5 protein-coding genes are annotated in these 3,274 nt (G+C 38.3%); all 5 read right to left on the bottom strand.

Features of this window, described 5'->3' with window-relative positions:
- Positions 1-247: 247 nt before the first annotated feature.
- Positions 248-682, bottom strand: coding sequence for a hypothetical protein (locus HMPREF0670_RS14530; RefSeq protein WP_009231902.1), 435 nt, complete (start codon positions 680-682; stop codon positions 248-250).
- Between the two features lie 15 nt (positions 683-697).
- The gene (locus HMPREF0670_RS14525) at positions 698-1,135 is read right to left on the bottom strand and encodes a hypothetical protein (RefSeq protein ID WP_083786901.1); all 438 of its coding nucleotides are present in this window, start codon (positions 1,133-1,135) and stop codon (positions 698-700) included.
- A 101-nt stretch (positions 1,136-1,236) separates the two neighbouring features.
- Positions 1,237-1,536 carry a hypothetical protein gene (locus HMPREF0670_RS14520; RefSeq protein WP_009231900.1) on the bottom strand — a complete coding sequence of 100 codons (300 nt, stop codon included), beginning with the start codon at positions 1,534-1,536 and terminating at the stop codon, positions 1,237-1,239.
- A gap of 106 nt (positions 1,537-1,642) precedes the next feature.
- Positions 1,643-2,269: a hypothetical protein gene (locus HMPREF0670_RS14515; protein WP_009231899.1), complete on the bottom strand. Its 627-nt coding sequence runs from the start codon at positions 2,267-2,269 to the stop codon at positions 1,643-1,645.
- A gap of 6 nt (positions 2,270-2,275) precedes the next feature.
- On the bottom strand, positions 2,276-2,821 hold the full coding sequence (locus HMPREF0670_RS17480) for an RHS repeat-associated core domain-containing protein (RefSeq protein ID WP_316928776.1): 546 nt from the start codon (positions 2,819-2,821) through the stop codon (positions 2,276-2,278).
- Positions 2,822-3,274 lie beyond the last annotated feature (453 nt).

The following is a 3,274-nucleotide window of genomic DNA, read 5'->3' as shown; positions in this document are numbered from 1 at the left end:
ATCGCGTTCGAACAGCGTCTCGCCGTGCGGGTCGCTGGCCTTGCAGAGCCGCCCGGCACGGTCGTATTCCCACGCCTCCCAGCTGCCGTCAGGGTAGCGGCTGTAGGTGAGCCGCCCCGCAAGGTCGTGCTGGTGGTGCACGGTCGTGCCGTCGGGCAGGTGCGTGACCACAGCCTTTACACTTGTGTTTCAGAATTACGGCTGGTTATCTGATTGTTACAATCAAGCCTCCTAGCCTGGAGTATTATTAAGAGACGCCACCAAATTCTATTTCATTTTCAAATGATATATAAATAATCTTTTTAAAATCCTTAGATAGGAAATAGTGATGTTGAGGTATTTCATTTACTAAAAAAGGAACAATCTTTAACAAATCATTTAAATAGAACTCATACCCATTCTCCGTCAAACTGTCTCCAATATAAATTATGGCGTCATCCTTACTGCATATTTTCTCTTCTATTAATTTCTTAATAAAATTAACGGCATCAAAAGAAATATCCCTTTGTTCGGATTTTACAAATTTATGATTACTTAAGTTGTTAAAATCAAGTCGTTCCCCGACAAACAGGAAGTGCTTACTTAGATTTTCTATGTAGTAAGAAAGGTTTGAAATAACCGTATAATTTATTTTCTGTTCTTCAACAGATTTAATTAAGATGTTGTCATAATAACTATTCATGAGTCAAACATTTTATCATTTACACTTATAATGCCCTTGGATTTTCTTTACGGTTTTCTCGCTAGCTTCAAAAGTAAAATGTGGACCTTTTTCTTTACCAGACCAAACATTTATATGTGCGCCATTTCTTGCGTCATACTCAACTCTAAACCCTACCTTACCATCTAAAGTTTGCATTCCTACTGGCCTACCTGCAATATCTCCAAACCTTCCAAGTGTTTGTTTCTCGGCTTTAAAACCTCTTTTCCCCAACCATTCTAACGCTTCATTTCTTGCTAGATTGAAATTTTTTGGATTAGGTGTTACTGATTGTAATCCCCAAACATCCACCCATAAATTGACATCTTTTACATACCCATACAGCGTAGGGTTATTGCCCAGCAACCTTATCGGTTCTTGGCTTATATACCCACCAGCACTCGGGTCGTAATATCTGAACCGATTGTAGTACAGTCCGGCTTATTTGTCCTAAGACAGACCCATTGGCGTAATAAATCGTCTGTTGTGAGTGGTTCTGATTTGTTACCGAATCCATTCTAGGCATTTATCAAGACCTACTCTCTTATCATATCTAACAACTCCTCCTTAGAACTATCATAAGGAGGTTTCCATATTTCCACTTCTTTTTCTATAAATTCATCATACTCTTGGTTTGATAATTGCTTTTCCATAGCAATCTGAAGAATATATCTAATCTGGGATAATTGATCTAATGTTTTGTTCTCTTTAAATCCCAGTAATAGAGCTAAAGCAGTTTCTTCTGTCCCATAAAAACCAGATGCAATCTTGTCTATATAGCCTATTGTGACATTTAGAATGCGAAATATTTCCTGATACTCTTGCCGATTTAACACTATCTTTTTCGTTATCTACAGCGTTTTACAAATTTCGTCGTTTTAGAATCTTATTCTACATCTCCCTTAATTTTGTGCTTTATAAATATTCGTTTTCTCAATACGCTTAACGGATGATATCATTTTCTTTTTGCTTTATGTTTTTTATTAAATTATATTTCTTCTCGTAATTTTGCATAAAATAATCAATACCACTGTCGCTTAATTTATTTTCTTCAAACGCCCATCCTACCAAATATTCGATTAGGGAGGTATCTTCTATACAATCTATAAGAGGGCAAATTTGCACTATGGATAATTTTTCTGTTGCAGATACAATAGCTTTGGAACCATATTTTATTACAGGAATTTCTATCCATGACAAATCGTAAGGTAAATGCTCGAATACAAATTTATTTTCCCCAAGGGATATTAAAAAGTCATCATTTACCAACCGATGGTGCATTATCGTTTTTAAAAACAGTATTTGGTTGTTTTTGTTTTTTACCTTTTGAATACAACTTAATAAATCGCTTGGCTTATTTATAAGCCTTCCACTAAGCATATCAATAAATATAGTAAATAAATATTCTAAATCAGCACTTTTATTTTTATTAACTAACAAGTAGTTGAGGGTCTTTGAAAATATTGTTTCATAAGAATATAAACGAGTTATTATTTTTTTATCTTCCTTTGTTAGCTCGATGATACTTTCAATATCCCCCTTATTTAATATTCTGTTGTATAAATCCATAATTATTTAACTTTTACATCCTCTATTTCCATATTTAAAGGGCTTCCCCGCAACGGCTTTTCTTACTTTTCTTAGATAGTTAGCAATCTTTTTTTCTGCCTTTCTAAGTTTGTTCTTTGATTGTTTAACCATATTTTGAGATGTTTTATTAGTTCTTCCAGAGATTAAAGTTCCGTCAGCTTTTATTTTTCCAATACTGTTACCGTTTTCTTCAATATGAAAATGAATCGGTTCGGCATGCTCTGCCAAATTATTGTAATAATGAACAATTTTGGTATTTCCCCCAGATAATATAGTTTCGTTTGGTAATTGAGGAGTACCATTTAACCCAAATATATCAACTTCTTTGTTATGGTCGTAAACATAGGCGTATAACGTCGAATTATTCCCTTCCAATCCTATCGGGTCTTGGCTTATATACCCACCTGTACTCGGGTCGTAATACCTGAACCTGTTGTAGTACAATCCCGTCTCCTCGTCCTCGTACTGCCCCAATTGCCTAAATGGAACGAACTGACTATCTCCCTTGAGGTTGAGCAGGTTGCCGTAGATGTCGTAGTCGGCTTGCCAGACGGGCGTTCCGTGTTCGTCGTAGGCCTATACGGGGCGACCGCTGCGAGTTATGCTTTGCCGTGAAGGCCGCCCCACCGCCGTACTGCATGGCGCAGTCCACGCCACCCATCATCGTGCGCAGCGTCTCGCGGCCGAAGAGGTCGTGCACGAAAGCGTAGCCTTCGCTGCGTTCGTTCTCCACCCAGACAAGACGGTCGTAGCCGTACCACATCTCGCCGCCCATGTCGCCCACCTTGAGGTATACCAGCCCGCTGTCGTCGAAATGGTACTGTTCGGTGACTCCCGTGCCGAGGTAGTACACCCCGTTGTAGTACTACCCCTTTTACTCGTCCTCGTTTTGTCCCCAATTGGCGGAAAGCATAAAGGAGCTCACATAATCATTTAATGAGGGTGTTGTAGTTATGATTTTAACAAATTTGTCTGAAACATCAT

This window comes from Prevotella sp. oral taxon 317 str. F0108 (genome assembly GCF_000162415.1).
Taxonomy (GTDB): domain Bacteria; phylum Bacteroidota; class Bacteroidia; order Bacteroidales; family Bacteroidaceae; genus Prevotella; species Prevotella conceptionensis.
Note: the sequence above shows the minus strand (reverse complement) of the source record. Positions and strands in the feature narration are given on the sequence as shown.